The organism is Pedococcus sp. P1_H8, from assembly GCF_056405175.1.
This window is the reverse complement of the sequence record NZ_JBFUCP010000010.1, coordinates 19,067-44,493: the sequence shown is the minus strand read 5'-3', so window position 1 is coordinate 44,493 and position 25,427 is coordinate 19,067. Positions and strand designations below refer to the sequence as shown.

The following is a 25,427-nucleotide window of genomic DNA, read 5'->3' as shown; positions in this document are numbered from 1 at the left end:
GTCAGCGCAGCCCGCGCCGCGCCCGGCGGCGCGCCAGGGCGAGGGCGACGTCGCGGTACTGCTTGGCCCGGTGCACCTGCCCGCGCCAGTCGGAGCCGCTGACGCGGTGGTGCAGCTCGCAGGGCACCTCCTCGACGCGAAGGCCCGCCATCAGCACGTCGACGGTCAGCCCGACCTCCACGCCCCAGCCTCGCGCGAGCGGGCTGGCCGCGTCGAACGCCTGCCGGGAGATGCACCGCATCCCCGAAAGAGGCTGGTGGGCAACGAAACCGGTCAGGTCCTCGATCCCCTTGCGGGCCAACCGGACCACGAAACCGTGCCCGCCGCCCGCCGTCTTCTGCGGAGGCAGGGTGGCGATCGTCATGTCGACGCGGCCCGCGAGGACCGGCGGCACGAGCACCGCGACGTTGGCCGCGGTGTCTTCCAGGTCACCGTCGACGAAGAGCAGCGGGCGCCGGCCGGCGGAACCACCCACGCGGCCCTCCACCCCTTCGTGACGGGTGACGTAGCCGGCACCCGTGGTCATCGCGGCAGCCTTGCCCCGGTTGCGGGCGTGCCGCACCACCTCGGCGCCGGCTTCGCGCGCGATCCGCGCCGTGTCGTCTGAGCTGCCGTCGTCGACGACGACGACCAGGTCCACCCCCGGTATGCCGCGGACGGCGCCAACCGTCGCAGCGATCCGGTCCGCTTCGTCCTTGGCCGGGATCACCGCGGCCACGGTCGGGGTGGTGGGCTCGGTCATGTCAGCACGGTCATGTCAGCGGGTCATCTCAGCGCAGGGTCACCTGGCGGCTGAGCAGTCCGGACCGGGCCCGACGCTCCTCCGCGGTGAGGGGCGAGTCGGCGGCCGAGGCCGCGGCATACCGGGTCATGAACTCCGCCAGGGGGGCCTCGTAGTCGGCGGACGTCTTGTCCGAGTCGAGGTCCCAGACGGGGACGAGCAGGCCGCCGGCGCGGAACGCGCCGAGCAGGCGGGTCGGGTCACCGAGCCCGCTGTCGCCGCTGGCGTGCAGTCGGGACAGGGCGTCGGTGGCGACGTCCTCGTCCTCGGGGAGCACGAGGCGGATGTGGGTGCGATCGCCGATGCGGCACCAGTAGGCCGACGGCGCGGCGGTCATCTTGACGGTGGGGATGACCGACTCGTTGGCGCGGTCGAGCGAGGCCTTGGCCTCGTCGTCGAGTTCGCTGTCACCGACCCAGAAGTCGAAGCCCTCGTGCACCGTCACCTCGAACGGCGCGGAGGTGTCGAGGAGGTCCTGCAGCCGGGGAGTGTCCGCCGTCGCGGCGGGGGTGCTGGTGATGGGCATGCCCTGCTCGGCCGAGGCAGCCGCCAGCAGCGAGGTCGCGAGGTCGCGCGACGCGTCACCGGAGATGGACCCCGACTGGGTGCCGACGAAGACCGCACCGTCGGCGCGGTGCAGGCCGGGCCACGCGAGCGGCAGCACCGTGGCAACGGTCACCTGGGTGGGCGCGCCCTCGGGGGCCTGGCCCTTCGCGAAGCTGACGGTCGCCGTGGCGGCCGGGAGGATCTCGCGCATCGCGACCCAGTCGGTCTCCCCGGGCAGACCCTCGAAGGGCCGTGCGACGAACGGTGCAGGATCGACGCGCGTCGTGGCGGTGCCGTGGTCTGCGCCCTTGCGGCGCCGTGATGCCTTGCCCATGCAGTAGACCCTATTGGACAGTTCGCCGACGACCTCCCGCACTGCGCCGCGACGAAGGAGTGGCGAAGGGGAGGAGGCGAATCAAAAGGATCAGTCAGTTCGCCGACGACCTCCCGCACTGCGCCCGACGAAGGAGTGGCGCAGGGGAGGAGGCGAACACAAAAACTATTGGCTGCGGCGGCGGGAGGGGCCGCCGAGGGAGGCCCACACCGTCGAACCGTTGCGGTCCTCGGTGACTCCCCACTCGTGGGCGAGGCTGCGGACGATGCGCAGGCCTCGACCGGACGGCGCCCAGATCGTCCGCGGCGCGGGGCGGGGAGTGCTCTCGCTGCCACCGTCGGTCACTTCGACCTCGACGACGCCGCCCTTGACCTTCCAGTGCACCCGCAGGTTGCCGTCGGCGAGGGGGCGGGCGTGCCGGACCGCGTTGGAGACGAGTTCGGACACCACGATCTCGGCCTCGTCGATGACGGCGGCGGGCACCTCACGTCCCTCGAGGTCGTCGACGAGCGCCTTGCGGATCTGGGCGACCGACGTCGCGCGCCACGGGACCCGGAGTGTCCGGGACGCGTCTCGGCTGCGCCCGCCCGACGACGGTTGCGAGCGGTGGGGGCGTTCCCCCAGTGGTGCTGCTGCCATGCCCAGTGCCCATGTCCGATCGTTGCGAGTTCGCTCGGAGACTACCGACTGACCTCCACAGCGTCGAGGACCGCGCGCGGACGGTTGCTGATGATGGCGTCGACGCCGAGGTCCAGACAGAGCTCGATGTCGGCCGGTTCGTCGACCGTCCAGGCATAGACCTCGTGGCCGTGGCGGTGCTGCCGAGCCACGGTCTGGGGGTAGCGGCGCAGGATCTTGATGTCGATCCCGACCGTGTGGATGCCCTTGGGCAGCGATCCGTCACGGAACCGCAGCGGCACCGAGTCCTCGATGAGGTAGACCGCAGGGACGCCCGGACAGAGCTGGCGCATCCGCTGGACCGCGAGCTGGGAGAACGACATCACGCGCACCCAGTGCTGGTCGGGACGCCGGGGATGGTCGAGGTCGAACTCGGCGAGCACCCGGGCCAGCTGACGCTCGACCAGCCCGGCATAGCGGGTGGGGTGCTTGGTCTCGATGGCCAGACCGATGGGGCGGTCGGACTCCAGGACTGTGGTGAGCAGGTTGCGCAGCGTGAGCAGCCGGTTGCGGTCGCGGTCGGGCAGCTCGAGGTCACCGGCGTGGTCCTGCTTCCACGAACCCCAGTCGAGGCCCTCCAGCTCCGCGAGCTCGAGGGTCGACACGATGCCGCGTCCGTTGGAGGTGCGGTTGACGCGGCGGTCATGGACGCAGACGAGGTGCGAGTCGGCAGTCAGCCGCACGTCGCACTCGAGGGCGTCCGCACCCTCTTCGATGGCTCGCATGTAGGCCCTCAGCGTGTGCTCCGGCTCGGCGAGGCTGGAACCTCGGTGGGCGATCACGAGCGGGGTGTGTCGCGCAGGGCCTCGGAAGGGCGCAGGGACGACGTCGTCGAGCACCAGACCATGCTTCCACACAGCGGCAGATCCCACCCGGCGCCTTGCCGGATCGCCGCAACGATGCGGCACGATGGCAGCCGGGCACGCGGCATACCGCAGCGGTTGGCTCAGCTGGCCCGCTCGGGCCCACACGGCTCACACAGCTCACACGGCTCACAGGACGGGGAGGTGCGGCGTTCCATGGGTGTGACACTGCCCGCCTTCCAGACCCTCGTCGACGCCCACTGGCGCGACGTCGCGCGCCTCGCCCACGCCCTCGCCGGCCCCGTCGACGGGGACGACGTGGCCCAGCAGGCATGGACCCAGGCGCTCGCGGCCTACCCGTCGCTGCGCTCGGCACGCAACCTGCGGGGCTGGCTGCTCACGATCACGCACCGGTGCGCGATGGACGTGCACCGCCAACGGGCCCGCCGGGCGGTGCCCCACGACGACCCGGCGTCGCTGGCAACGGGACCGGCAGGTCCGGCCGCTCCGGCCGCCGACGCGGCCCTGCCCGACGGCCCTCTCTGGGCCTCGGTCGCGGCGCTGCCACCACGACAACGCGAAGCGGTCGTCCTCAAGTACGTCGCCGACCTCGACCACCCCACCATCGCCACCGTGCTGGGCACCTCGCCCGCCATGAGCCGGCGCCTCGTGAGCGACGCGCTCTCGACCCTGCGTAAGGACGTGTCATGACTGACCCCGCTGCCCGCCTCGCGGCCTTCCAGCCGAGTCCTGCCCACCTGCACCCTCCGGTGCTCGCGCCGAGCGACGTCTCCTATGTCGTGGAGGACACTGCCATCGGCCGGATGTTGCTGGCCCGCAACGACTCTGGCGCGCTGGTCGCCTCTTCGTTCGTGGCGACGACCGAGGACGAGGACCACGTGCTGACGCGACTCAGCGAGCGCGTGTCGCCTCGAGTGCTCCGTCACCCGCGCGAGCTGGACGACGCCCGGAGCGAGCTCGAGGACTTCCTCGCCGGACGGACACGGGAGTTCACGCTGCGCACCGACCTGGCCCTCGCCTCGGACTTCCAGCGGGCCGTGCTGCCCCGCCTCGCGGCGACGGTCGGCTACGGCGACCGGGCGACCTACGGCGAGCTGGCCGCCCGCGTGGAGCGACCGAAGGCCGCCCGGGCCGTCGGCGCCGCCCTCGGGGCCAACCCGTTGTGCGTCGTGCTCCCGTGCCACCGCATCGTTGCCTCCAGCGGCGCGCTGACCGGGTATGCCGGTGGGCTGGCCGCCAAGCGCTACCTCCTCGAGCTGGAGGCCAGCCACCGCTGAGCGCGCGGTCTGCGAGCATCGGACGCATGTCCCTCTCCGACCTCGACCTCACCCACCTGCGCCAGTGCGTCGAGCTGGCCCGTGCAGGACTCGAGGCGGGGGACGAACCGTTCGGCTCGGTGCTCGTCGACGGCGCGGGCGCCGTCCGGTTCGCCGACCGCAACAGGGTCCAGGACGGCGACCAGACGCGTCACCCGGAGTTCGAGGCGGCGAAGTGGGCGGCCCAGCACCTCGCCGAGGACGAGCGCGCTGCCTGCACCGTCTACACCTCCGGCGAGCACTGCGCGATGTGCTCGGCCGCGCACGCGTGGGTCGGCCTCGGTCGCATCGTGTATGCCGTGTCCACCGAGCAGCTCGTCGGCTGGCTCCGCGAGTGGGGCGTGCCTCCGGGCCCGGTGATGCCGCTGCCGATCAAGGCCGTGGCGCCGGGACTCCAGGTGGACGGTCCGGCTCCCGAGCTCGAGCAGGAGGTGCGGGACCTGCACCGCCGGCTGCACGACGTCCCCGAAGGGCAGTGATCAGGCAGGAGGTGTCGCGCCTCCTTGCGCGTCGAGGCGGGCGGTGAGCGCGTCGACCGCGCGCCGCAGGTCGCCGATGGTGGCGCTGCGCGCATCGGGCCTCAGCTCGACGGTGATGGAACCACCCGGTTCGAGTGCGACGCGCTGCACCTCGCTGAGCGAGTCGGCTCCCTGGGTCTGGATCGCGTTGTGGAGCTCCTCGGGACTCATGCCCACGTGAGCAAGGGCTCGGTTGTCGAGCAGCCCGTCCTTGACGACCACGGTGGGCCGCCCGTCGAGCAGCCAGGCGACCCGGGGGCTGCGCAGTGACCAGCGGTCCAGTCCCGCGTTGACGACGACGAGGACTGCCGCGCCGAGCAGGCCGCCCACGAGCGAGTTGTCATTGCCGATGATGGCGTTCTGGACGACGTTGGACAGCAACAGCACGACGACGAGGTCCTGCGAATTCATCTGTGCCATCAGGCGTTTGCCCGCGACGCGGATTATCAGCAGGATGCCGAGATAGATCACGACGGTCCGGATGACCTTCTCGACCGGGGGCATGTCCAGGTGGAGGAGGTCGTCGACGACTCCCTGCGGTGCTGCGGCGACGAGCTGTACGAACACGGTGGCTCCCTCAGGCTGATGGCTCTGGGCGCCAACCTAACCCCGTGCCCGCCTCCTCGCTGGTAGCGCGGCTACTCCCGGCCGGACGAGATCCAGGCCGGGTCCGCGCTGAGGTTGCGACCACCCTCGGCGAGGTCGGCAGCGCCCTCCAGTCGAGCCAGCTGGTCGTCGTCGAGGCGGATCGCGAGGGCTCCGAGGTTCTCGTCCACCCGCTCGGGGCGACGGGTGCCGGGGATCGGCACGACCGGCATACCGAGGCGCTCACCTTGGGCGAACAGCCACGCCAGCGCGACCTGGGCCGGGGTCGCCCCCAGCTCGGCGGCGACAGCTGTGACGACCTCCACGACCCGCTGGTTGGCCTCGAAGCCGGCGTCGAAGCGAGGGTGACCCTTGAGCATCGACCCGGCCACCGCCTCCCTGGTCATCGCCCCGGTGAGGAAACCGCGCCCGAGCGGCGAGTAGGGCACGAAACCAGCCCCCACCTCGCGCGCCGCCGGGACGACGTGGTCCTCGACGTCGCGCGACCAGATGCTCCACTCGCTCTGCACCGCGGTGATGGGGTGGACCGCGGCGGCCGCACGCAGCTCGTCCGCGGTGACCTCGGACAGTCCGAGGTGACGCACCTTGCCGGCTGCGACGAGCTCGGCCATCGCGCCGACGGTCTCCTCGATGGGAACGGTCACGTCGCGGCGGTGCAGGTAGTAGAGGTCGATGACGTCGGTCCCGAGTCGTCGCAGGCTCGCCTCCGCCGCGCTGCGGACGTATGCCGCGTCGCCGCGGACGCCCGTGCCGCCCGGTCCGTGCGTGGGGACGCCGGTGATGCCGAACTTGGTCGCGAGCTGCACCTCGTCGCGGCGGGTTCGCAGCAGCTCGCCCACGAGCTCCTCGTTGGTGCCGGCAGGTCCGGACTCGCCCTCACGCGGACGGCCGTAGACGTCCGCCGTGTCGATGAAGCTCACGCCGGCGTCGACGGCGTGGTGGAGGGTTCGGAGCCCCTCGGAGGGGTCGGTCTCGCCGTAGACGTGCGTGATCGCCATGCCGCCGAAGCCGAGCCTGCTGACCTCGAGGCCATGGCCGAGGTCGACGCGGGGCGTGGCGTCGGCGCTCTGGTCGACGTGGTTGGTGGTCTCGCTCATGGGTGTCCTCCCTGTTCGGTCCACTCGTTCCCAACCCCCCGGCCCGAGGGATCCTTCCCGGGCCGAACCGGATGGACCGTCCTAGGCACCAGGGGGGAAGGCTCGGACCGTCTGGCGCTGGGTACCCAGACTCTGGATGCCGAGCTCCATGACATCGCCCGCGGAGAGAAAGGTCGGCGGATGCATACCCATCCCGACACCAGGCGGCGTCCCCGTGTTGATGACGTCTCCCGGCTCCAGCACGAAGAACTGGGACAGGTATTGGACGATCGTCACCGGGTCGAAGACCATCGTGGCGGTCGACCCCGTCTGTCGACGCACTCCGTTGACGTCCAGCCACATGGTCAGAGAGGTCGGGTCGTCGACTTCGTCCCTTGTCACGAGCCAGGGTCCCATCGGGTTGAACGTGGCAGCCGACTTTCCCTTGCACCACTGCCCGCCACGCTCGAGCTGGAACGCGCGCTCGCTCACATCGTTGCAGACCGCGTACCCGGCGATCGCGGCTTCGGCGGCTTCACGGTCGGGCAGATAGCTGCACCTTCGACCGATGACGATCGCGAGCTCGACCTCCCAGTCCGTCTTGGTCGAGCCCCTGGGCAGCAGCACGTCGTCATGGGGGCCGACGAGGGTGTTGGGGGACTTGGTGAAGACGATGGGCTCGTCGGGTACCGGCTGCCCCGTCTCGGCTGCATGGTCGCGGTAGTTCAGCCCGATGCACAAGATCTGATGCGGCCTCGCGACCGGGGCGCCGACCCGCAGACCCGCAAGGGTCGACACAACTCCTGTGGCGGCTCGCTCGTCGACGATGGCGCGCAGTCTGTGGACATCGCCGTTCTCGAAGAACTCTGCATCGAAGTCGCCCACGACGTCCGCGACGTCGACGTAGGTGGTGTCGGTCACCAGGACGGCGGGTCGCTCGGCACCCGCGGGTCCGACTCTCAGCAGTCGCATGCTGCCGACCTCCTCATGTGGGGCGCGGCGGCGCACCGCTGTCAGTACGTTGCACGGCCGCCGCTGATGTCGTAGACCGCGCCGGTGGAGAAGCTGCACTCGTCGGAGGTCAGCCACGCCACCAGCGCAGCGAGCTCCTCCGCCCGGCCCAGTCGCTGCATGGGGATCAACGAGACCAGGCGATCCAGCACGGCCGGAGCGGTCGTGGCGTTCATGGGCGTCTCGAAGACCGCCGGAGCAACGGCGTTGACCAAGACCCCGGTGGTGGCCAGCTCCTTGCCCAGCGACTTGGTCATCGCGATCACCGCCGCCTTGGAGGCGGAGTAGGCGCTGAGCCGGGGGTTGCCGTCCTTGCCGGCGATCGAGGCAATGTTGACGATCCGGCCCCACCCTCGTTCAACCATGCCCGGCACGAGGGCGTGGCACATCCGGAAAGCGCCCGTCACGTTCACGGAGAAGGTGTGTTCCCAGTCCGCCGTGGACACCTCCCACAGTGGCGCGTTGGGTCCGACGATGCCCGCGCTGTTGACCAGGACGTCGACCGGGCCGATGCGCGCGAGCGCGCCCTGCACGGCGTCCTCGTCAGTGACGTCGACCACCTCGTCCGCGCCGTGCGCGAGGTCGAGGCGCACCACCTCAAGCCCCTCTGCGGCAAGGCGGTTGGCACACGCGGCTCCGAGCCCGCTCATGCCCCCGGTCACGATCGCTCGTCTCACTGCTCTCCCTCCGGGCCGCCCGGCCACCGACTCGGTGACGCTGGGTCGATCAGGGACCGGAGATCGGGACGCGCCCATGCCCCTGTCTGCGCCACCGAGAGTCCGCCGTCCACCGGCACCACGGCCCCCGTGACGAAGGACGCGTCGGGAGAGGCGAGGAATCCCACGACAGCCGCCACCTCCTCAGGTGTGCCCGTGCGCGCCAACGGGTACCCCTCGGTGGCGTTCTCGAGGTCAGACCCTCCGATCAGTCCCGGGGCCACTGCGTTGACACGGACGCCCGCCGCGCCGTGCTCGAGCGCAAGCACCCGGACCAGCGCCTCCAGACCGCCCTTGGCAGCGGCGTATCCCGCGACGCCAGGTGAGACAAGGCGGGCCATGACCGACGACACGGCGATGACTGAACCGCCACGGGGTATGTGGGGCAGCGCCGCCCGCGCGCTGTAGAACGCGGTGTCCAGGGTGGCTCCGAGCGCAGTGCGCCACATGTCGTCGGTCTGCTCGACCACCCGGGCCCTGGGATTCAGGGCAGCCGCGGTCACCAGGACGTCGATGCGGCCCTCGAACCGCAGCAGGATCTCGGCGAACACCCGCCGGACCTCGACGGGGTCCGAGCAGTCGGCCACGAGGTGGTCGCACAGCCCTTCTGCAGGGGCCAGGCTCACGCCGACCACCCGGTCCGCGGACTGCAGGAACCGGGCCACGATGGCGAGCCCGATCGCCGAGCTCGATCCGACCACCACGACGTTGCGCCCGGTGTGCTCCGTTGTCACAGCCCGGCCCGTCGCATCATCCGCTGGAGGTCGGCAAGGTCGACGTCGTCGAGGCAGGGGCTGGCGATGCGCACCGTGACGTTGGCGATGACACCTCGCCGTCGCAGGACCTCCTTGTGGAACGCGACGTTGTAGAGCACCTCGCGGGTGAACAGCGAACCCATCGAGTCGATCTGCTCCTGGGCTGCGTCCGCACCGTCGGCCTCCCAGGCGCGGTAGGCTCCCACGACGCGGTCGACAAAGGCGGGTGACGGCATCGTCCCGATCGCTCCCCGCTCGAGCTCGTTGACGAGGTAGACACCCCCGATCCCGCCGAAGACCCCCTCGATCGAGTCGCCGAGGGCCTTGACGACCGCGGAGATGCCGTGGGTGGGCGGGTTGCTCTCCTCCTTGACGTAGCGCACTCCCGGCACCGCGGCCACGACCTCCGCAAGGGCCTGGGCACCGAGCGGAAAGCCGACGCGGGCGTTCTGCATGATCACCGGCACCCCCACCTCGGCCACCCGACGAGTGTGCTCACTGATGAACTGCGCGGAGGGACCGAAGAAGTGCTGCACGTACGGCACCATCGTCATCACCGCGTCGACCTCCAGCTCGGCCGCGTGCCGCGTGAACATCACCGCGCTCTCGGTGCTGGCTCCCGTGACACCGACCGCCACGGGAGCCCGTCCGCCGACCGCGTCCACCACGGTCTCGACGGCTGACCGACGCTCTTCGTCGGTCAGCGTGTAGAACTCGCTCACCACGCCCGGGTACAGAATCCCGTCCGCGCCGTGCCCGAGGCAGAACTCCACCTGCGATCGCAGTCCGCCGAGGTCCAGCGTCCCGTCGCGCTCAAAGGTCGTCACCGGGATGGGAACGACCCCCCGTAGCGACCTTCCGACGGCGGCATCCGCCTTCGTGTCAGTCATCCCCAAACTCCTCTCGTCAACGACACCACTGACCGTCCCACCGTCCAGATCCCCATCGACCCCAGCGCCATGAGGATGACCCGGTCGAGGGCCTCGTGCCTGCTCGATGCCCACCAGCGCCCCGCGACCGTCCCCAGTACCGCTGCCCCGGCAAGCCTGAGCACGGGTTGGAGGTCGTCGCCCGAGACCGCACCTCGCCACGCAAGGAGCCCGAGGCCCAGCGCGCTGATGGCGCCGACGTAGGCCGACATGGTGGCTGTCTGCCCCTGGGTCGACACCCGCCGCCCATGGACGTACATCGCCACCGCGGGGCCGCTGAGTCCCGTGCTCGTGGCGAGGATCCCGCCGAGGATCCCGCTGGGAGCGACCCAGTGCCGACGCAAGGCCACGGTGCCGGCACCTGTGAGCCCATACGCGGCATACCCCAGCAGGACCAGGCCCATCAGGCTGGTGACCCACAGGGGGTCGACGTGCTCGAACAGCAGGATGCCGACTGGAAGTCCCAGGACCGAGAATCCCGTCAGCGCACCGAAGGTGCCTGCGCGCACCTGTCCGCGGAGCCCCGGTGCCAGCAGCAGCACTGCACTGGTGAGCGGCACCAGGCACAACGCGATCACCACCACCTGGTGCGGCTCAAAGACCAGCAGCAGCAGGGGCACCGACAGGACACTGAAGCCGAAACCCGTCACGCCGGTGAGGATCCCGGCAAGAAAGACGATGACGGCCGGCAGCACGTAGCTCACGGTCACTTCTCCGAACCGGCCATGAAGCCCGACAGGAAGTACCGCACACCCGTCACGTAGAGCACGAACATCGGCAGCGCCGCGATGGTCAGCCCCGCCATGATCGCAGGGACGTTGCTCGAGAACTCGCCCTGATAGAGGGTGAGCCCGGCCATCAGGGTCCGCTTGTCGTTGCGCTGCAGGAAGATGATGGCGATCAACAGCTCGTTCCACACCCAGAGGGTGTTGACGATCGCGAGCGTGATGACGCCCGGTCGCGACAGCGGCAGGGCGATCTTGCGGAAGATCATCAGGTGGTTGGCGCCGTCGAGCTGGGCAGCCTCGAACAGTGCTGAGGGCAGCCTCCGGAAGAAGCCGGTGAGGAAGTAGGTCGTGTAGGGGATCATCAGGCCGACATAGGCCACGACCGCGCCCTGAAGGGTGTTGATGAGCTTGGTCTCGACCATCACCCGGAAGAGTGGGATCGCCACGGTGACGGCCGGCGCCCCGAGCAGGGCGACGAACACCATGAACACTGCCTGTCGGCCAGGGAAGTCCATGCACGCCAAGGCATAGGCAGCCAGCGCTGAGATGGTGATCCCGATGGTCACGGACAGCACCGTCAGCAGGAAGCTGTTGCGGATCCACGTGAGGAACATGGGGTTCCCGAGGATCTCCTGGTAGTTGGCGAGCGTGGGCGACGTCGGCAGCCTGAGCTGGCTGTCGGCGTACTGCACCTCGGTCTTGAACGACGTCGACACCATGAAGTAGATCGGGACGATGGCGGACAGGGTCACCAGCAGGACGGCTCCGTGCTTGGTGACGGCCCCGACCAGGACTGCCGGTGAGGTCGTCCAGGGCTTGGTCAGGGGCTGGCTGGCCGGCTCGGTCGCCGACTTCGTCGCGATGCTCACAGCGCCTCCCGGCGGTTGAGCCACGTCAGGAAGGTGACCATGAACGCGAGGATCGTGACGAGCATGAGCGTCGAGAGGGCGGCGGCGTTGCCGAAGTCCCCGTAGATGAAGGCGCGGCTGTAGATGTAGTACTCCATGACGTAGGTGCTCGTGCCCGGTCCACCCTTGGTCAGCACGAAGACGTAGTTGAAGACCCAGTTGAAGAGGGCAACGACGACAATGCCCGCGTAGAACGCGATGATCGTGGCCATCTGGGGCACCGTGACGTGGCGCAGGCGCTGCCACCAGTTCGCGCCGTCGACCTTGGCCGCGTCGTAGAGCTCTTCGGGCAGCTGGGTCATCCGAGCCAGGAAGAGGATCACGCCAAAAGCGAGCTCTCGCCACTCGATCACCCCGGCCAGCGACCACACCGCGGTCCTGGTGTCGCCCAGCCAGTTCTGCGCCAGCGCCCCCAGACCCACCGACCCGAGCAGGCTGTTGACCAGGCCACGGCTCTGCAGGATCTGGCCGAACACGAGGGCTGCGACCACGACAGGCACGACGTAGGGCATGAAGATGATGGCCCGGTAGACGCGCCAGCCGCGGATCTGGTCGTGCAGCACCTGGGCGATCACGATGGAGGTGAGGACCAGGACCGGAAGCACCACGAACAGCTTGAGGTTGTTGACCACTGCCGCATGGAAGATCGGGTCGGCGAACAACGCGCGGTAGTTGGCGAGTCCCGAGAACTCGTCGGTGAACGGGTCGAGGAAGCTGGTCCGCACCACTGATGCGATCGGGTAGAGGAAGACGAAGGCCAGGAACAGCGCCGCGGGCAGCAGGAACAGCGTGGCTGCCCGCGCGTCCCGACGCCGCGTCGTGCGCGGCGATCGGGGTGCGTGGATCGATGTCATGGGTCAGGCCACCTCGGGGTCGGTCGTGTGCAGTCCTGCCTGACGGCCGTCCGGCCCGTGATCAGCTGCCCGACCAGTCCTTGAAGTTCTTGAGCTCGTTCGCCGACGACTTGCGCCAGGCATCAAGCCGCTTCTCGACGTCTGCTGCTGCCTTCTGGGGGGCCGTTCCGGAGAACACGGCCTGGACAGCGAGGAAGCTGTTCTCCCGGTCCATCTTCGAGGGCCAGAAGTTCTGGTAGCCGATCGTCGACTGGTTGCTCTGCAACTCCCACAACCTCTTGTCCTGAGGAGAGTTCATGGTGCTGCTGTCGAAGCGGTCGTCAGCCGGGAAGAAGCCCGTGGCCTTGTACATGCCGTTGAGGGCCTCGGGACGGTGCAGGTAGGCGAGGAACTTCGCCGCGAGCTCCTTGTGCTCGGAGAAGGCCGTGATGAACAGCGGGTGCGAGTTGAAGTGCACCTTCCCGGCGAGTGAGCCGGTCCCCCGCTTGGGTGGCGCCATCACCCCGAGGTCGTCGCCGAGCGCTTTCTGGAACTTCGTCAGGCTGCTCGTGATGGCGAAAGCGCACTTGCCGGCCAAGAACATGTTCATGGCGTCGGAGTACTCCAGGGAGGTGACGTCGGGGTTGAACACCTTGGCGTCGATCATCTCCTTGACCCAACCGAGCCACTCGGAGAACCGTCCGTCGGTGTACTTCTCCTCGCCCAGGACGACCGGCAACAACTCACGCGGGTCGTTCAGGTTCTGGGTGTTGAACATGCCGGAGAAGTTGCCGATCCCGGTGAGGTTCTTGACGCCGTAGCCCCAGGGCGTGACCCCGACCTTCCGCAGCGCCGTGGCCGCAGTCATCATCTCGTCCATGGTCGCCGGCGCCTTCTCCGGGTCCAGACCAGCCTTGCGGAACAGCGCCTTGTTGTACATGAGCGGGATCGGGGCGTTGTACCAGGGCAGCGCCCACGTCTTGCCCTTGAACTTGTAGATGTCGAGGGCCTTGGGGGGGAGTACGTGCTTCATCTCCTCGGCGTCGAGGGCCCCGTCGAGCGGGACGACGCACTTCTCCCAGACGAACTGCATCGTGTAGGTGCCGGAGTACTCGTGCTGCAGGTCAGATCCGGACTTGGACTGGCAAGCCGTCCGGAAGTTGCTCGCCAGCTGCTCGGACGGCTGGGTCGTCGACTCGACCGTGGTGCCCTTGTTGGCGGCGGTGAACTGCTTGATCACCCCGTCCATCCAGGCCGTCATCGGGACCGCCGACTCGACGCTGGGGTTCCACCAGAAGGCCAGCTTCTGGGTGCCAGCGGTGGCACCGGAGCCGGCGTCGCCGCCACACCCCGTCAAGAGCGTGGGGACGGCAATCGTCGCCCCGACGAGCCCTGCTCCCTTGAAAAACGTCCTGCGGTCGAGACCAGCCTGTGCATCCACGAGTGCCTCCCAGCGCCGTTGCTGAAACTTAGGAGAGTTATATCTTATGCATAATGTGGTGTCAACGATCCGTTGGTCGTTTCCACCCGGTGTCGGAAGGGTCGGCAAAGACCACCCGCTGGGTCCTCGTCGCCATCAGCCAACGCCCGTCCACCCGTGCATACGTGTCGTCGTACGACGCGACGAGCGAGGGCGTGGTGACTGGCACGGGATCCGTCGTGCCGTCGACCCGCCAGCGCCGGAACAAGCACACGTTGACCCAGCCTCGCGCAGTCGTCCGGTCGCACACCTCGATGTCGATGTTGGTGCACAGGTGCAGGGTCTGCAGGTCCGCCAGGACCTCACGCTCCGCGAAGGTGCGGGCAATCTCGGCCCGACCACGTAGCGTCACGCCCGGCATGGCGAAGATGCCGTCCTCGGTGAACAGCTCGGCCAGCCTGGAGGCTTCGCCGAGGTCGGCGAAGCGGCAGTACCGGTACGTCAGACGTTCACAGTCCCGCTCCGCGACGAGCAGCTCGAGGGGGTCCATCCACAGTCCTTCCTGATGTCCTGATGTCCTGGTCTCCTGGTGTTCCTGGATCCGTCCTGTGGGTCAGCTCGTGAGGGTCGTGGCGTACAGGCGCCCCTCGCGCTGGGCATCCGGGGGCCGGCCTCCCCCTGCGCGGTGGGGCGGACCTGAGCGTGCCGTGGTCACCACGAGGTGCGGCACGAGGCCGAAGGGCACGACGGCGACGGCCGACGGACGGGCCACAGGCACTGCGAGAACCTGGCGCAGCCGTCCGGTGCTCGAGTAGCGGTGCAGCACCCCCGCGCCCCACACGGCCACCCAGATGTCGCCGTCCGGTCCGAGGGCGATCCCGTCGAGGACGCCAGGCCCCCGGTGGCGCACCAGCACCTGTCCCGCCTCCTGGCTCTCCAGGACGCTCCGGTTCCCGATGAGAGGGTGCAGTGAAAGGGTTCCCCGGGCCGTGTCCACGGCATACAACTCCTCTCCCTCCGGGGTCACAGCGAGCCCGTTGGAGGTGATGTAGCCCCGCAGCACCGGAGTGACCAGCCGTGTCCCCAGGTCGACCGCCACGACGCCCCCACGGGGCGAGACGCGGTCCTCGGTGAACAGCCCGACCAGGAGCCGGCCCGCGCGGTCGACGGTCATGTCGTTGGTCCGCACCGCCGGAAAGCGCTGGCACACCTCAACTGTCTGCGTCGTCGAGCCGTCCGGGGCGATGATGCGAACCGCCCCGTCGACGGCGACGGCAAGAGCACCGTCAGCGAGCGGCTGGGCGGCAGTGGGCGCCCGGCCCACCTGGCGGCGCTCGACATCGCTCCAGCGACCGTCGACCCAGTGCGCACTCGCCACCGTGCCGGCGAGGATGTCCACCCAGGAGAGGCGCTGCCGGGATACGTCCCATCGCGGACTCTCCGCCAGGAGGTGGTCTCCGAGCGGCAGCTCCTGCCAGTCCGGGCGAGCGGGATGGGGCGAAGTCACAGTCCGATCTCGACAACCGAGTCAGCCATCGCGCGAACGCGCCCTTCGTCGACGGTGACGCCGATCCCGGGCCCGGTCGGGACGTGCACGACCCCATCGGCGACGGTCAGCTCCTCCTCCACGAGATGGCCGAAGGTCTGGAGCATGACCGGCTGGATTTCCTGGACGAGGAAGTTCGGCAGGGCGGCCGCCACCTGCCACGAGGCAGCCATCCCGACCGAGGTCACGACTCCGGTGTGCAGCGCGACCGAGACGTGGTGCGCCGACGCCAAGGTGGCGATGGCGAGCGTCTCCCCCACGCCGTTGCGCATCAGGTCTGGCTGCGCCACGTCCATCGCCCGGGCGGCGAGCCAGGGCATGAACTGGTGGCGGGTGCGCAGCGGCTCACCGATCGCCACCGGGAGGTCCAGGCTGCGCACCAGCTCGCGATGCCCCAGGACGTCCTCCGGTGCGAGCGCCGACTCGAAGAACGCGACGCCGGCCTCGACCAGGACCCGCCCCAACGCCTTGGCCTCGGGGAGGGTGTAGCCCCACATCCCGTCGACGGCCAACCACGCATCCTGGCCCATGGCTTGCCGCAGTCCACGCACCTCGTCCGCGTCCTGGGGCCCCCCGAAGCCCAGGCAGGGTTTGACCCCGAAGCCCTGGCGCGCCCATTGCGCCGCCTCCTCGCACCGACCCTCCGGCGTCCTTTCACGCAGCCCCGTCACGTAGCAAGGCAGCGTGTCCCGCAGCCTGCCGCCGACGAGTTCGGCAAGCGACAACCCAGCTGCCCGGCCTCGCAGATCCCAGAGCGCGGTGTCGAGGGCCGCGATGGCGTCCTGCTGGAACCCGCCCACCTGACCGCGCACCCGCAACGTCTCGTACATGTCGACCGCACGCGCCGTCGTCGCGAGTGGGTCCAGGCCCAGGAGCGTGGGTCCGAGGACCTTCTCGACGACGGCCAGCACCACCTCGGGCCCGATCGGCGCCTGCGCCTCGCCCCAGCCGACGAGACCCTCGTCGGTGTCCACCCGCACGAGCGCGGCCTCCGAGCGGTCGGAGTAGAGCTGCCGGTGGGGCGCGAACCGTCGGTAGTCACTCCCGGGCAACCGCTCCCCCGGGCGCACCGCCCCGGACATCGCGTAGGCGTTCTCCGACTTCACCGCATAGGCGGTGATCTTCGTGATCCTCATCTGTGGGCCGACTCCTGCGTTGGGGTCCCGTCCGGCCCAGACTAACGACCCGAACCACGCGTCAGGGGGAAGTCACGGCATTTTCTGCATAATCCTTAGAGCGCACTCAGGCGGTCTGTGGCGCCACTGCCCCCCCGAGTCCTCCCAGCGGGGCGGCCTCTTCGAACGCCGACGAGGGATCTTCCTCCGGACCCACGGACCGAGCCCTGAGGAAGCCCATGACGTTCTCCTTGGCGGACACGATGTGCCGGCGCACCGCCTCTTGGGCAAGGTCTGGATCCCGCTTGCGCAGCGTCTCCACGATCTCTGCATGCTGATCCTGGGCGGTCCGCAGCCGACCCGGCACGGACGCGCGGACGCGAGCGGCCTGGATCCTGCGGTGGACCCGCTCAGCCTCGGCGGCGAGCTCGCGGTTGCCGCAGAGGTCGTTGATCGCCCGGTGGAACCGGACGTCGACCTCTGCGAAGGCTGCGTCACCCTCGTCGACCAGGCCCTCCAGCTCGCCCAGCAGGGTGTAGACCCGGCCCAGCTCCAGCTCCGCCTGGGTAGCGACCAGCCGCACCGCTTCGGCCTCGAGAACCAGGCGCAGGTCGTACAGGTCCGCCACCACCCCGTCCTGGAGGGCTGTGACCACCGCGCCGCGGCGGGGGTGCACCTGCACCAGCCCATCGCTCTCCAGCCGGCGCAGGGCCTCGCGCACGGGGGTCGTGGAGACGCCGAAGTGCTTGGACAGGGGGATCTCGCGCAACCGTTCCCCGGGATCCAGCCGACCGGACGTGATCGCGGCCTGGATCGACTCGCGCACCTGGTCGACGAGGCTGCCGCGGTCCGAGAGCGTCTGGAGCACTCCGAGGTCGGTCATGGCTCCAAGTATCTGGACGAGCCGCCGGCCGGCGCAACGGGTCGAGCGGTTCGAGACGTGATGCAGCGTCGACGGCGTCCGCGCGTCGCGGTGCGAGCTGCGGCCAAAGTTTTCATAGTATGCATAATGCCTTACCTCGCTGAATCCGTCTGTATCCGTCTCGCGCCGAGGAGCCCCGCATGACCCAGAGCGCGACCGAGTGGGTCGACGTCCGTGGCGGACGGGTCGGCGTGGACCTGGCGACCGGGGCCCTGGTTTGCGCACGACTGGACGCGGATGGCCGTGAGCTGATCGGTGGTGCGCCGGGAGCCGGACTGCTTCGGCTCGCCCTGCCCCTCCCGGGCTACGGCTCGCACTACCTCGAGACGGGAACCCACGGACGGCCGGAGGTCGTGCGGGAGCAGGGCGGCGGCCTCAGCCTCACCTACCCTCGGCTCGAGTCGGCTGATCACGTCGCCGCGATCCGGGTCGAGATCGAGCTGAGGCCGGCCCCGGAAGGTCTGGTCGTCCGGGCTCGCGTGCAGAACGACGGCGAGCTGCTCGTCCCCCAGGTCGCCTTTCCCCAGGTGCTCGGCCTCAGCGCAGGTGGGCAGGATCCCGATGCGCGCGTGTCCCTCCGCGCATCGGCTGCCGGACACCCGCCGCGGGTCGCCGTGACGGGCTCCGACGAGACACGGCTGCGCCTCAGCCGGGGCACCGTGTGGCCGCTGCGCCAGCTCGCCATGGGCCCGGACGACGCGTCGTTCCTGGAGACGCCTCTGCAGCGCTACTTCGGCTACGGCGCCTTCGAGTTCAGCATGAAGTGGCTCGACTACGGCGACTCACGCGGCGGCCTGACGCTCTACTCCCGCGACCCGAGGTATGCCGCGCAAGGGCTCCTGCTCGAACGCCCGGAGCGGGCGACCGACGAGTTCGCCCTGCGCTGGTTGCACTTCCCGACCATCGCGCCGGGCTCCAGCTGGGACAGTGGCGACTACGTGCTTCTCCTTCACGAGGGCGATTGGCACACCGGGGCCAGCGCCTTCCAGGAATTCGCCCACGCGGCATACCCCTATGACGCACCGCGTCACATCCGCGAAGCGCTCGGCATCCGGTCGGTGTGGCCGGCGATCCGGCACGCGCCGGTGAACTTCGCCATCGACCAGCTCCCCCGCTATGCCGAGGAGCTCGCCGACCCCGACCTGGGGTTGGCGGAGCTCTGCGTGTGGCACTGGTGGGAGAAGAACGGGCTGCCGGTCCTCATGAACCCCCGGCTGGGCACCGAGGACGACCTGCGGACCGCCCTGGCTCGGTGCCGCGAGACGGGCGTGCCGGTGTCCCTGTTCGTGAGCCACCACCTGCTGCGGGACACCGACGAGTCACCAGACGAGTGGAAGCATCACAACGCGGCAGGTCAGGTCGTCGGTGACGACTGGACCTACGGACTGGACTTCCTGCCTCGCTTTCGAGTCCCCTTCATGGGCACCCACGCGATGGTGCGCGGCTCGCTCCTCGCGTCGGGGATGCGCGAAGCAATCCTCGCCGAGCACGCGCGTCTGCTCGAGCTCGGCGCCACCTCGACCTGTTGGGATCAGTACTGGGCGTGGTTCGAGCCGAACTACAACCCCAGCGCCGACGGCGCGCCCGATGAAGAAGGCGACCGGCTGCTCGAGGTGGGCCGTGCCATTCACGACATGGTGCGACGCAACGACCCACGCGGCACGTTCTCCGGCGAGATGATCACCGAGCAGAAGGTGCCGATCCTCGACTACACGTGGGACTGGCGCAACGGCGCCGACCTCGAGGAGGACGCGCCGTTCCGGTACGTGTTTCCGCAGGTGCGACTCAACGCCAACGTCAACGAGCACCCGCGCGGCTCGCTGCTCGCCTTCGCGGACGGGGGCCTGATCAACGTCATGCCCGGACAGATGCACAGCTACCTGCTCGCGGACTGCCCGGAGCTCGTGGCGACCTTGCGAGGGCTGGCCGCGCTGCGCAGACGTTTCCTCCGGTTCTTCTGCGAGGGCCAGTACCACCACGTCGAGGGCCTCATCGCGACCGGTTCCCACGCCCGCCTCTACACGCACGGAGACGACGTCCTCGCAGTACTCGTCAATCCCACGGACGAGGATTCCCACGCGACCGCCAGCATCGACCCTTCCGCATGGGGTGGGGCATCGATGATCGGCGTGCCGGAGGTGGTGGCCCTCGACGGCACGCCCCAACCCGGCGCCGTCAAGGGCGGGTATGCCGGGACCATCGAGCCGGACGGGCTGCGCGTGCTGCTCTTCACGCACGAGGACAGCTGACCCCCCGGCTGACCAGCTGAGCGCGATGACGCGGAGGTTCTAGCCGGACGACTGTCGGGCCTGCTCCAGGTTCGACTGGTGGGGGCCGGAGAGCCAGTCGTTCCGCCCGTGGCCGAGGTCGACGCGGGGCGTGGCGTCCGGGCTGTTCGCCGGGGTCACCGCTGCACGCCAGCTTGTGCGGGGTGCAGCTTCTGGGAGCCGGAGGTGGTGTCCCGGTCGCGGCCGTGCGAACCGTGCCAGTCCAGGACCAGGAGGGTGGCGTCGTCGGCGAGGGCCCGGCCGGAGACCTGCAGGACCAGGTCGGTGAGCTGGCGGGTGGTCTCGCGGGCGTGCAGGTCCCGGGTCCGCGTGATCTCGGCGATCAGGTCCAGGGTGGCGGCGTCGCGCTCGAGCATGCCGTCGGTGACCAGGACGAGCCGGTCTCCCGGCTCGAGGGCGAGGTGGGTGCTGCGATAGACGGCGCTGGCGAACATCCCCAGCGGAACGTCCACCGGAAGCGGGACAGCCCGCGTGGCGCCTGCGCGGCACAAGTACGGCGCCACGTGTCCGGCGTTGACCAGGGCGAGGGTCCCCGTGCGAAGGTCGAGGCGCCCGAGCATGCCGGTGGAGAAGCTCTCCGAGCCGACGGCCGTGGCATGTTCGAACAGGGCCAGGTTCGCGGCCTGGGCCTGGGCGAGCAGTGAGGAGTCCTGACGTCGGCTGTTGCGCAGGCTGCCCACGCACAAGGTGGCGGTGAGGGCGCTTGCCACTCCGTGTCCCATCGCGTCCGTCAGCGACAGGTGCAGCACGTCGCGGCCCAGGCAGTAGTCGAACGTGTCGCCGCCCACGGACGCGGCGGGCTCCAGCCAGGCCGAGAGCGTGAACGCTCCCGCCTCGCACGTGAAGGCCGCGGGCAGCAACCGCCGCTGAATCTCGGCGGGCAGGGTGAAGGTGGTGCTGCGCTGACCCCACTCGAAGAGGTCTGTGTGGCGCCGGTTCGCAATCACCACGAACGACAGCACGTGCCCGATGCGGGAGATCTGGCCCAGGGTGTCGGCGTCGGGAGCCGTCGGCAGCGACAGCTGGAGCAGTCCGAGGACCTCACCCCGCTCGGTCACCGGCGCCAGAACGACCCATCGGGCCGGGCTCCCGCCTGCACCCGGGTCCGCGGCGGGTGGGATGACCTGGACGCTCTGGGTGCGCAGCGCCTGCTCGACCGGCCCACCGTCGAACGGCACCACGACGGCCTGCTCGTGGTCATCTACCCGAACGACACCTTCCTGGCCGCCCAGGCCCAGCTGCGCCAGTTCCTCGGATGAGGCCCCGTGCGAAAGGCGCACCAGTCCGCGCCCGGAGATGTCGGCAATCAGGAAGAACGCCGCAGACGCGCCAAGGGCATGCGCGAGAGCTTCGGTGACCGCCTCCACGGCTTGCAACGGAGAAGCGTTCTCCGCGGCGTCCAGCACTCCACCGAGGAGCTCCGTGGACCTTCCGGAGGTCGCCATGACGGGAACAGTACGCCCCTGACACCCGCTCGCGGCTCAGCCCAACGGGTTGAGCCGCTCGGCGCCGTCCGAACCCCGAAGAGTTCAGCTGGACGAGTGTCGCGCCTGCTCCAGGTTGGCCTGGTGCGGGCCGGAGAGCCAGTCGTGCTGCTCGAGACGCGCGTCGACCGGTTCGTCTCCTCGCCGGAGCGCGTCGATGTAGGCACGGTCGGCGGCCAGGCGGGCCGCCACCTCGGGACCCTCGGCAACAGCGCCGTGGCCGGGGACGATGACCTCGACCTGCCGGGCGGCCTCACCCAGCCGGTCGAGCGCCGCCTCGTAGGCACCCACCTGACCAGGGTGGCGAGCGTCGAGGAGCGGGATCAGGACGTCGGAGAGCATGTCGCCGGCGAGCAGGACGCCACGGTCCGCCAGAAGGATCGCGAGGTGGCCGGGGGCGTGCGCCTGGTGCTCGATGATCTCGCCCGGCACGGACGCCCCGTCCGAGGGCAGCGGGGTAAGGAGCGCGACCAGCTCGAGAGGAATGCCCGACGCGCTCTCCGCTGCCATCGCCTGCGCCCGCTCTCGGGCATCACCGGCAACCTGCGCACCGGTGGCGCTGGCGTAGCGCGGCACGTCACCGAACCGGGGATGCCAGAGCAGGTGGTCCCAGTGGGGATGGGTGGAGAACCCCGCGACCACGGGAATGCCGAGCCTGTCGACCTCGTCGGCGAGCGCGTCCAGATCGGAGCCGTCGATGCCGGGATCGACGAGGGTCAACCCGGTGTCCCCGCGCACCACGATGGCGTTGCTCCAGACCCACTCGCTCTGTCGGACCCAGACGCCGTCGGCCACCTCGTTCAGCATCGAATCACTCTGTCAGGTGTCTGAGTCCGGCGCGAGGTGCCCTACCGTTGCGAAGGCGCGCTCGGGTCGCGGGTGTGCGGTCGGTGCGACGAGAGGACGGGCCCATGTCACACGTACGGCGTTTCGACCACATCGGTGTCACGGTCGCAGATCTCGACCTCGTGACCGACTTCTTCGTGGCGTTGGGCCTGGAGGTCGAGGGCAGGACGTTCGTCGAGGGCGAGTTCCTCGACACGGTCTGCGGCATTCCCAACTCCCGCACCGAGATCGTGATGCTGAAGCCCCCCGGCGATGGCGCCCGGCTGGAACTCGCGCGCTTCGTGCGGCCCGACTCCGTGCCGGGCTCACCGGACGCCATGGCCAACGAGCTGGGCCTGCGCAACGTGGCCTTCGAGGTCGACGACGTGCAGCAGGCCGTCGACTGGGCTGCGACAGAGGGTTACGGGCTGGTCGGGGGCATCGGCGAGTACGAGGGCACGTGGCGGATGGCCTACGTCCGGGGGCCGGAGGGGATCATCGTCTCCTTGGCCCAGCGCCTCGGCTGAGGCTCACCACAGCCCAGCGCCTCGGCCGAGGCTCACCACGACCATGGCGACGCCGTTGCGCTGAACGGCGCCGCCAGGTCGTGGTTCAGGAAGTCGTCACCACCAGGGTGTGCGACCCGGCCTTGGTCGGGACGGTCACCTCGAGGCCACGGTTCGTCGTGCGGCTGGTCCAGTCGGACAGCACCTGACCGTCGAGCACGACCCGCGTCACGGTGCTGCCACGCGGGACGGTGTGCCCGATCCAGACCTTGTCGGCGCCGACGGCGCCATTGACTGCGAGCGTCGTCGTGTACCGCGTACCCGCGACCGAGGCCGACACATCGGCGAACCCGCCGCCGAGCCGGATGTGCTCACCGGAGGCCGACGGCTGCCCGGCCGGCACCTGCGGCACCACGACGAGCTGGCCGTTGCCGAGGTCCGGCTGGATGCCGAGCCACTGGTGCACGACCGCCCACGCGGTGCCGTAGTTGCCCCACGCCTGCATGAACATCGAACGGCAGGTCCAGCACCGGTCGATGTTGGCTCCCTGGTCGGGCGAGGGGAAGATCTCCGGCATCGCGCCCGGCTGCTCGTCCGGGGTCCCGGCCGTGGCGGGCTCGGCGAACATCGGGTCGGCCAGCGCGTGCGTGTAGCGCTGCTGCTGTCCCGCTCCGAGGCGGCCGTAGTTGCCCTCCCCGATCGACTGGATCGACGTGGTCAGGCCGAAGACGACCTTCTCGCCGGCGCCGGTCTGGCCGCCGCCGCAGCCCGTGTGGAACAGGCCGGTCGACAGGGGCGCCGTCCCGCTGTAGCAGGGGTCCTCGCGGCCGGCCAGCGCCGTGTTGCCGTGGGCGAACGGCGCGAGCCCGGGGACGGTTCGCCCGTTGACCTGCAGCTCAGCCTCCATCGGCGTCTGGCCGATCCAGTGCTTCTGGAACGACTGGACGTCGCCGGGGTCGGTGAGCGAGTCGGCGTACTGGGACGCCGCGGCATACCACCATGCGCCGTCGAAGCGGTCGCTGATCTCGCGCGCAAGGCTGTTGGCCCACGCGAAGGTGGTGCCGTCGCGCTTGGCCTTCGCCATGTCGGCCAGGTCGTAGAGCCCGCGGATGTAGTAGACGGTGTTGTCGAGCTTCTCAGTGCCCATACCGCCGCGCTCGACGTTGCCGAGGCCCTCGGGGAAGCCATCGTGGTCGGCGTCGAGGGTGCGCGTGACGTACCTGAGGTTGCGCACCGAGAAGTCGTACATCTCGTCGCGGAACCGGTTGTCGCCGGTCCAGCGCCACAGCAGCGCGACGGTGCTCGGGAACTTCACCGTCTCGTCGGTGTTGAAGTTGTATGCCGTGGTGCCGTCCGGGTTGGTGCTGCGCGAGTCCTGGCCGTACCAGATCGAGCCGTCCGAGATCACCTCGTGCGTCACGACGCCGGACCGGTTGTTGAGGATGTCGGACACCTCGCGCAGCGCTCGCAGGTGGTCCTTGATCGCCTCGAACTGCCCGACCGACACCGACGCGAACGCGGTGTACTCGGCGTCCGTGCCGAAGATCCACGGGTAGTCCGGGAAGCCGGCCCCGATCCAGGTCGCCTTGGCGACGGTCCCGGACGGTGCGGGGAACTGCTTGCCCTGGTTGGTCCAGCGGATCTGCAGGTCGGTCGCCGTCTGGGTGAGGTCGGCGATGTTCTGCTTGCCCCACTGCACCGCGTCGTGCACGAGCGGGTCGCCGGGCAGGGACAGCTGGGTCAGCTGCGACAGCGCCTGGCGTGAGGCCTTCTTGGCTGCAAGCGCAGCGTCGGGGTCGGCCAGTGCCTTGGCGAGCTCGTCGCGGGCGGAGTTCAGGCTTGCGGCCGAGGTCGACCCCTGGTCGGAGCCGGCGACGGCCAACCAGATGGTCTTCGAGCTGTCGGCAGCAAGGTCGAGGTTGTACGTCAGCCGGCCGCCGGTGCCTTTTCCGAACGGTCCGTCGTCACAGGCAGAGGGCTTGGGGTCGGCCGGGCCACCGGTCTCGGTGCCGGTGCAGCGGTGGCCCGGCTGGGCGCCGTAGAACTGGGTGCCGATCTGCCCGGTGGTCGGGGTGGCTGCGGTGCCGACGACGGCCGCGTAGTGGTGGACGGGCGCGCCAGGCAGCGCACCATCATCGGCGAAGACGAGGTTCTTGCCGTCGTAGGCACCGGTGTCCGGGAGGTTGTCGCTGGCGTTCGGGGTCACGCCGCCGAACCCCCACGGGTACTGGCCCATCAGCTCGGAGTGCGCGTCGACCGACAGCTTGGCCGTGCGGGCCGGGCCCGGGTTGGTCACGGTCAGGCCGAAGAGCGCTCCTCGGACGCCGTCGGGCACGAAGTCGGTCCGTGCGACCTTGAGGCCCGCGGTGTCCGGCAGGTCGTAGCGGCTGTAGCCCCACCCGCTGGTGAACTTCGTCGCGGGACCGACCCACTGGTCATCCAGGCCGAACCACACGCCGTCGACCATCTTCATCGGCGGCGTCCAGACCCCACCCATCTCACCGGTGATGTGCCAGCCGTTCGCGTAGAACCGGCCGTCCTCGAACCCGACCGAGTAGGCCCGCGTCCCGGCCGAGACCTCGCGCCGGTCGGCGAGGCGGGTGCTCACCGACAGCTCGTCGCCGGCAGCCGCGACCGCTGCGGTTCCTCCTCCCCCTGGCGTGGCAGTGGCTGGCACCTGTGCCGCCATGACGGCCGCTCCGAGCAACAGCGCTGTGGCACCGGCAACATGAGTTCGAGACATCGTCGTCCTCCGACCCAGA

26 protein-coding genes are annotated in these 25,427 nt (G+C 69.8%); 5 read left to right on the top strand and 21 right to left on the bottom strand.

Going from position 1 to position 25,427, the window contains the following annotated elements:
• Position 1: 1 nt before the first annotated feature.
• The 4 genes from AC1DYG_RS15310 to AC1DYG_RS15295 form a co-directional block, all read right to left on the bottom strand.
• Positions 2-742 carry a glycosyltransferase gene (locus tag AC1DYG_RS15310; RefSeq protein ID WP_477640728.1) on the bottom strand — a complete coding sequence of 247 codons (741 nt, stop codon included), beginning with the start codon at positions 740-742 and terminating at the stop codon, positions 2-4.
• Positions 743-770: 28 nt separating this feature from the next.
• A complete protein-coding gene (locus AC1DYG_RS15305) occupies positions 771-1,661 on the bottom strand; it encodes a DUF5926 family protein (protein ID WP_477640727.1) in 891 nt (296 codons plus the stop codon).
• A gap of 165 nt (positions 1,662-1,826) precedes the next feature.
• Entirely contained in the window at positions 1,827-2,300 is a 474-nt protein-coding gene (locus tag AC1DYG_RS15300) for an ATP-binding protein (RefSeq protein WP_477640726.1), read from the bottom strand.
• 41 nt (positions 2,301-2,341) lie between these two features.
• Positions 2,342-3,178, bottom strand: coding sequence for a glycerophosphodiester phosphodiesterase (locus tag AC1DYG_RS15295; RefSeq protein ID WP_477640725.1), 837 nt, complete (start codon positions 3,176-3,178; stop codon positions 2,342-2,344).
• A gap of 180 nt (positions 3,179-3,358) precedes the next feature.
• Between AC1DYG_RS15295 and AC1DYG_RS15290 the strand changes: the two genes are divergently transcribed.
• The 3 genes from AC1DYG_RS15290 to AC1DYG_RS15280 are packed head-to-tail and all read left to right on the top strand — an operon-like array spanning position 3,359 to position 4,958.
• Positions 3,359-3,853, top strand: a complete 495-nt coding sequence (locus tag AC1DYG_RS15290) for an RNA polymerase sigma factor (protein ID WP_477640724.1) — start codon at positions 3,359-3,361, stop codon at positions 3,851-3,853.
• On the top strand, positions 3,850-4,440 hold the full coding sequence (locus tag AC1DYG_RS15285) for a methylated-DNA--[protein]-cysteine S-methyltransferase (protein ID WP_477640723.1): 591 nt from the start codon (positions 3,850-3,852) through the stop codon (positions 4,438-4,440). Before AC1DYG_RS15290 ends, AC1DYG_RS15285 begins: the two co-directional genes overlap by 4 nt.
• Before the next feature lie 26 nt (positions 4,441-4,466).
• A complete protein-coding gene (locus AC1DYG_RS15280; protein ID WP_477640722.1) occupies positions 4,467-4,958 on the top strand; it encodes a nucleoside deaminase in 492 nt (163 codons plus the stop codon).
• On the opposite strand, the gene AC1DYG_RS15275 is transcribed toward AC1DYG_RS15280, so the two are convergent.
• The 14 genes from AC1DYG_RS15275 to AC1DYG_RS15210 all read right to left on the bottom strand — a co-directional run bounded on the left by AC1DYG_RS15275 (position 4,959) and on the right by AC1DYG_RS15210 (position 17,523).
• Positions 4,959-5,564 (bottom strand): DUF421 domain-containing protein, encoded by a 606-nt coding sequence (locus tag AC1DYG_RS15275; protein WP_477640721.1) that lies wholly within the window; start codon positions 5,562-5,564, stop codon positions 4,959-4,961.
• A 71-nt stretch (positions 5,565-5,635) separates the two neighbouring features.
• Positions 5,636-6,700 carry an aldo/keto reductase gene (locus AC1DYG_RS15270; protein WP_477640720.1) on the bottom strand — a complete coding sequence of 355 codons (1,065 nt, stop codon included), beginning with the start codon at positions 6,698-6,700 and terminating at the stop codon, positions 5,636-5,638.
• 81 nt (positions 6,701-6,781) lie between these two features.
• Positions 6,782-7,651, bottom strand: a complete 870-nt coding sequence (locus tag AC1DYG_RS15265) for a fumarylacetoacetate hydrolase family protein (protein ID WP_477640719.1) — start codon at positions 7,649-7,651, stop codon at positions 6,782-6,784.
• A 41-nt stretch (positions 7,652-7,692) separates the two neighbouring features.
• Positions 7,693-8,352 carry an SDR family NAD(P)-dependent oxidoreductase gene (locus AC1DYG_RS15260; protein WP_477640718.1) on the bottom strand — a complete coding sequence of 220 codons (660 nt, stop codon included), beginning with the start codon at positions 8,350-8,352 and terminating at the stop codon, positions 7,693-7,695.
• 11 nt (positions 8,353-8,363) lie between these two features.
• Positions 8,364-9,140, bottom strand: coding sequence for an SDR family NAD(P)-dependent oxidoreductase (locus AC1DYG_RS15255; protein ID WP_477640717.1), 777 nt, complete (start codon positions 9,138-9,140; stop codon positions 8,364-8,366).
• Complete coding sequence (locus AC1DYG_RS15250; RefSeq protein WP_477640716.1) at positions 9,137-10,051, bottom strand: dihydrodipicolinate synthase family protein; 915 nt, start codon at positions 10,049-10,051, stop codon at positions 9,137-9,139. The genes AC1DYG_RS15255 and AC1DYG_RS15250 overlap by 4 nt, the downstream gene beginning before the upstream one ends.
• Entirely contained in the window at positions 10,048-10,794 is a 747-nt protein-coding gene (locus AC1DYG_RS15245; RefSeq protein WP_477640715.1) for a TSUP family transporter, read from the bottom strand. The genes AC1DYG_RS15250 and AC1DYG_RS15245 overlap by 4 nt, the downstream gene beginning before the upstream one ends.
• A 2-nt stretch (positions 10,795-10,796) precedes the next feature.
• Positions 10,797-11,687, bottom strand: a complete 891-nt coding sequence (locus AC1DYG_RS15240; RefSeq protein ID WP_477640714.1) for a carbohydrate ABC transporter permease — start codon at positions 11,685-11,687, stop codon at positions 10,797-10,799.
• Complete coding sequence (locus AC1DYG_RS15235) at positions 11,684-12,580, bottom strand: carbohydrate ABC transporter permease (protein ID WP_477640713.1); 897 nt, start codon at positions 12,578-12,580, stop codon at positions 11,684-11,686. Before AC1DYG_RS15235 ends, AC1DYG_RS15240 begins: the two co-directional genes overlap by 4 nt.
• 61 nt (positions 12,581-12,641) lie before the next feature.
• Positions 12,642-14,000, bottom strand: coding sequence for an ABC transporter substrate-binding protein (locus AC1DYG_RS15230; RefSeq protein ID WP_477640712.1), 1,359 nt, complete (start codon positions 13,998-14,000; stop codon positions 12,642-12,644).
• Between the two features lie 61 nt (positions 14,001-14,061).
• Positions 14,062-14,529, bottom strand: coding sequence for a nuclear transport factor 2 family protein (locus tag AC1DYG_RS15225; RefSeq protein ID WP_477640711.1), 468 nt, complete (start codon positions 14,527-14,529; stop codon positions 14,062-14,064).
• 63 nt (positions 14,530-14,592) lie between these two features.
• On the bottom strand, positions 14,593-15,486 hold the full coding sequence (locus AC1DYG_RS15220; RefSeq protein ID WP_477640710.1) for an SMP-30/gluconolactonase/LRE family protein: 894 nt from the start codon (positions 15,484-15,486) through the stop codon (positions 14,593-14,595).
• On the bottom strand, positions 15,483-16,661 hold the full coding sequence (locus AC1DYG_RS15215) for a mandelate racemase/muconate lactonizing enzyme family protein (protein ID WP_477640709.1): 1,179 nt from the start codon (positions 16,659-16,661) through the stop codon (positions 15,483-15,485). The genes AC1DYG_RS15220 and AC1DYG_RS15215 overlap by 4 nt, the downstream gene beginning before the upstream one ends.
• A 106-nt stretch (positions 16,662-16,767) precedes the next feature.
• Entirely contained in the window at positions 16,768-17,523 is a 756-nt protein-coding gene (locus AC1DYG_RS15210; protein WP_477640708.1) for a GntR family transcriptional regulator, read from the bottom strand.
• Positions 17,524-17,702: 179 nt separating this feature from the next.
• Here AC1DYG_RS15210 and AC1DYG_RS15205 point away from each other — a divergent pair, with 179 nt between their 5' ends.
• Positions 17,703-19,811, top strand: a complete 2,109-nt coding sequence (locus tag AC1DYG_RS15205) for a hypothetical protein (protein WP_477640707.1) — start codon at positions 17,703-17,705, stop codon at positions 19,809-19,811.
• 155 nt (positions 19,812-19,966) lie between these two features.
• On the opposite strand, the gene AC1DYG_RS15200 is transcribed toward AC1DYG_RS15205, so the two are convergent.
• Together AC1DYG_RS15200 and AC1DYG_RS15195 are read right to left on the bottom strand one after the other, a co-directional pair.
• Positions 19,967-21,295, bottom strand: a complete 1,329-nt coding sequence (locus tag AC1DYG_RS15200; RefSeq protein ID WP_477640706.1) for a PP2C family protein-serine/threonine phosphatase — start codon at positions 21,293-21,295, stop codon at positions 19,967-19,969.
• Between the two features lie 84 nt (positions 21,296-21,379).
• Positions 21,380-22,141: an MBL fold metallo-hydrolase gene (locus tag AC1DYG_RS15195; protein ID WP_477640705.1), complete on the bottom strand. Its 762-nt coding sequence runs from the start codon at positions 22,139-22,141 to the stop codon at positions 21,380-21,382.
• Between the two features lie 104 nt (positions 22,142-22,245).
• On the opposite strand from AC1DYG_RS15195, the gene AC1DYG_RS15190 reads away from it, so the two are divergent.
• Complete coding sequence (locus tag AC1DYG_RS15190) at positions 22,246-22,686, top strand: VOC family protein (RefSeq protein ID WP_477640704.1); 441 nt, start codon at positions 22,246-22,248, stop codon at positions 22,684-22,686.
• Between the two features lie 85 nt (positions 22,687-22,771).
• On the opposite strand, the gene AC1DYG_RS15185 is transcribed toward AC1DYG_RS15190, so the two are convergent.
• A complete protein-coding gene (locus tag AC1DYG_RS15185) occupies positions 22,772-25,408 on the bottom strand; it encodes a glucosidase family protein (RefSeq protein ID WP_477640703.1) in 2,637 nt (878 codons plus the stop codon).
• Positions 25,409-25,427: the final 19 nt, after the last annotated feature.

Excerpts from the sequence above, each read along its gene's own strand:
- AC1DYG_RS15310 (WP_477640728.1), bottom strand. The coding sequence starts at position 742 with ATGACCGAGCCCACCACCCCGACCGTGGCCGCGGTGATCCCGGCCAAG.
- AC1DYG_RS15305 (WP_477640727.1), bottom strand. The coding sequence starts at position 1,661 with ATGGGCAAGGCATCACGGCGCCGCAAGGGCGCAGACCACGGCACCGCC.
- AC1DYG_RS15300 (WP_477640726.1), bottom strand. The coding sequence starts at position 2,300 with ATGGCAGCAGCACCACTGGGGGAACGCCCCCACCGCTCGCAACCGTCG.
- AC1DYG_RS15290 (WP_477640724.1), top strand. The coding sequence starts at position 3,359 with ATGGGTGTGACACTGCCCGCCTTCCAGACCCTCGTCGACGCCCACTGG.
- AC1DYG_RS15285 (WP_477640723.1), top strand. The coding sequence starts at position 3,850 with ATGACTGACCCCGCTGCCCGCCTCGCGGCCTTCCAGCCGAGTCCTGCC.
- AC1DYG_RS15280 (WP_477640722.1), top strand. The coding sequence starts at position 4,467 with ATGTCCCTCTCCGACCTCGACCTCACCCACCTGCGCCAGTGCGTCGAG.
- AC1DYG_RS15270 (WP_477640720.1), bottom strand. The coding sequence starts at position 6,700 with ATGAGCGAGACCACCAACCACGTCGACCAGAGCGCCGACGCCACGCCC.
- AC1DYG_RS15265 (WP_477640719.1), bottom strand. The coding sequence starts at position 7,651 with ATGCGACTGCTGAGAGTCGGACCCGCGGGTGCCGAGCGACCCGCCGTC.
- AC1DYG_RS15250 (WP_477640716.1), bottom strand. The coding sequence starts at position 10,051 with ATGACTGACACGAAGGCGGATGCCGCCGTCGGAAGGTCGCTACGGGGG.
- AC1DYG_RS15235 (WP_477640713.1), bottom strand. The coding sequence starts at position 12,580 with ATGACATCGATCCACGCACCCCGATCGCCGCGCACGACGCGGCGTCGG.
- AC1DYG_RS15225 (WP_477640711.1), bottom strand. The coding sequence starts at position 14,529 with ATGGACCCCCTCGAGCTGCTCGTCGCGGAGCGGGACTGTGAACGTCTG.
- AC1DYG_RS15215 (WP_477640709.1), bottom strand. The coding sequence starts at position 16,661 with ATGAGGATCACGAAGATCACCGCCTATGCGGTGAAGTCGGAGAACGCC.
- AC1DYG_RS15210 (WP_477640708.1), bottom strand. The coding sequence starts at position 17,523 with ATGACCGACCTCGGAGTGCTCCAGACGCTCTCGGACCGCGGCAGCCTC.
- AC1DYG_RS15205 (WP_477640707.1), top strand. The coding sequence starts at position 17,703 with ATGACCCAGAGCGCGACCGAGTGGGTCGACGTCCGTGGCGGACGGGTC.
- AC1DYG_RS15200 (WP_477640706.1), bottom strand. The coding sequence starts at position 21,295 with ATGGCGACCTCCGGAAGGTCCACGGAGCTCCTCGGTGGAGTGCTGGAC.
- AC1DYG_RS15195 (WP_477640705.1), bottom strand. The coding sequence starts at position 22,141 with ATGCTGAACGAGGTGGCCGACGGCGTCTGGGTCCGACAGAGCGAGTGG.
- AC1DYG_RS15190 (WP_477640704.1), top strand. The coding sequence starts at position 22,246 with ATGTCACACGTACGGCGTTTCGACCACATCGGTGTCACGGTCGCAGAT.
- AC1DYG_RS15185 (WP_477640703.1), bottom strand. The coding sequence starts at position 25,408 with ATGTCTCGAACTCATGTTGCCGGTGCCACAGCGCTGTTGCTCGGAGCG.